Annotated in this window: 3 protein-coding genes; 2 read left to right on the top strand and 1 reads right to left on the bottom strand. The window is 72.1% G+C overall.

The annotated features are described in order from the left end of the window. Positions 1–253: 253 nt before the first annotated feature. Positions 254–442, top strand: coding sequence for a hypothetical protein (locus tag OOZ19_RS23160; protein ID WP_184483107.1), 189 nt, complete (start codon positions 254–256; stop codon positions 440–442). 97 nt (positions 443–539) lie between these two features. After that, complete coding sequence (locus OOZ19_RS23165) at positions 540–1,436, top strand: serine/threonine-protein kinase (RefSeq protein ID WP_266092263.1); 897 nt, start codon at positions 540–542, stop codon at positions 1,434–1,436. Positions 1,437–1,449: 13 nt separating this feature from the next. Here the strand turns inward: OOZ19_RS23165 and OOZ19_RS23170 are convergent, their stop codons facing one another. Continuing rightward, positions 1,450–1,794 (bottom strand): hypothetical protein, encoded by a 345-nt coding sequence (locus OOZ19_RS23170; protein ID WP_266092264.1) that lies wholly within the window; start codon positions 1,792–1,794, stop codon positions 1,450–1,452. Positions 1,795–1,996 lie beyond the last annotated feature (202 nt).

Genomic DNA, 1,996 nt, shown 5'->3' on the forward strand with positions numbered 1-1,996 from the left:
GTGAACGGACCGTTCGTCCGATCCCGTTGGTCGAACGGTCCGTTCACCCAGATCCCGTTGGTCGAACGGTCCGTTCACCCGGACCTGTTGGGCGACCGGTCCGTTGACTCGGGCTCCGCACCCGGCGGGCTGGCGTCGATCGACGGCAGCCCGGTCCGGTATGACCGATCTTCGCGTAACCTGGCGAAGAGCTGATCTCGGAGCCGTCCGCGGCGAGGTCACTCCCCCGGCACCGGACGCAGGAGAATCCACAATGGACTTAGGCAAGCTGTTCAGCTCCCTCTCGCCCGCCAAGCACGACCACCGCTCCTCCCGCGACAGCAGCGACCGCCGCAGGCACCACCGCGGGCGCAGCCACTCCAGCAGCGACCACCGCCGTCGTCGCCGCGACAGCTCCAGCCGCAGCGGATCCGGCCGTCGCCGCCACCGCAGCCGCAGTTGATCGAGTCCGGACCAGCCGAGTCCGCAGTGCCGAAGTCCGGCGTCACCGCGCCGGACTTCGGCCGAGCACCCCGCACCTGCGAACGAAACGGTGGCACGTGGCCGTTGACGCGCCGAGTTCCTACTACGGCGAAGACGACGACTGGGGAGCTCCCGGCCCCGTCTTGGAAGCCGGCGAGCACCTCGCGCCCGGCTACCGCGTGATCTCCCTGCTGCGGCGGGGAAATCGGCTCGACGTCTACGACCTCTGGAGCGAGGAGCGCGGCTGCCGCTGCGTCGGCAAGACGCTGCGCCCGGAACGCGCCGAGGACACCACCGCCGCCGGATGGCTGCGCGGCGAGGGGATGCTGCTCGGTTCCCTCACCCACCCGCACCTGGTGCGCGGCTACGAAACGGTGCTCAGCATCGATCCCGCCCGCCCCGTGGTGATCACCGAGACGCTGCCCGGCGCGACGCTGAGCTACCTGCTCGACCAGCACGCGCGGCTGCGGCCCGTCGACGCCGCGATCCTCGGCATCCAGCTGTGCTCCGTGCTCGGCTACCTGCACCGGCAGGGCTGGGCGCACCTCGACGTCAAACCGTCCAATGTGGTCTCCGCGGGCGGGCGGGCCGTGCTGCTCGACCTGAGCCTCGCCTGCCGCATCGGCGAGCACAACACCGCGGGCACCTTCGACTACCTCTCGCCCGAGCAGGCGCGCGGCGGCGAGATGACCGCCGCCACCGACGTCTGGGGCCTCGGAATCACCTTGTGGGAGGCCCTTTCCGGCGCTCCGCCGTGGGCCGACGTCTCGCACCGGCAGCGCCGCGACGACGGCTCCCGGCACTACCCGCAGCTCGACGGCGCACCACCGCCGCTGCGCACCCGCCGCCGCCTGCCCGCCCGGCTGTCCCGCACCGTCGACGCCTGCCTGGCCCCCGACCCAGGAGCGCGCCCGAGCATCGACGAGGTCGCCACCCGCCTCATCACCTGGTCCGGCATCGACCCGACGGCCTGAGCGGCCCGGCCGTTCAGCGCTTGCGGCGGAACGCGATGGCGCAGGCCACGCCGATCGCCGTGAGCGCGAGCTGGCCGCCGAGCACGATGCGGTTCACGCTCACCGCCGGATGCCAGACGGCGCCCTGCGAGGTGACCGCCCACGCACCGACGGGCCGGGCGACGACGCCGACTCCCCCGCCGGACCCCCGCTTCTTCCTGCCGCCGAGCCCACCGCCGGTGCGGACCTGCGCGACCGGCACCAACGTCGTGTCGCCCTGCTGCACGACCGGGCCGAAGACCTGGTCGTCGCGGAGCCGAGCGGCGAGCGCGGACAACGTGTCCTCGGTCGCGACGAGCTCGTTGTCGTTGCCGGACATGGCGCCTCCTCGAACGACGATCAACCGTCCCCGCCAACCCTAATCGCCCGCCACCCCCACCCGGCCCGCTTCCACACCCCGACGTTCCCCGAGTGAACGGACCGTTCGCCCAATCCCGTTGGTCAAACAGGCCGCTCACCCCACACACCGCCCGCACCGACGCGCACTTCCGATTCGAGCGAACGGACCGTTCGACCAATCC

This window comes from Saccharopolyspora sp. NFXS83 (assembly GCF_026241095.1).
In the GTDB taxonomy this organism is placed as follows: Bacteria; Actinomycetota; Actinomycetes; order Mycobacteriales; family Pseudonocardiaceae; genus Saccharopolyspora_C.

What these genes read in the sequence shown, in the direction of transcription:
- OOZ19_RS23160 (WP_184483107.1), top strand. Translation starts at nt 254, where the DNA reads ATGGACTTAGGCAAGCTGTTCAGCTCCCTCTCGCCCGCCAAGCACGAC.
- OOZ19_RS23170 (WP_266092264.1), bottom strand. Translation starts at nt 1,794, where the DNA reads ATGTCCGGCAACGACAACGAGCTCGTCGCGACCGAGGACACGTTGTCC.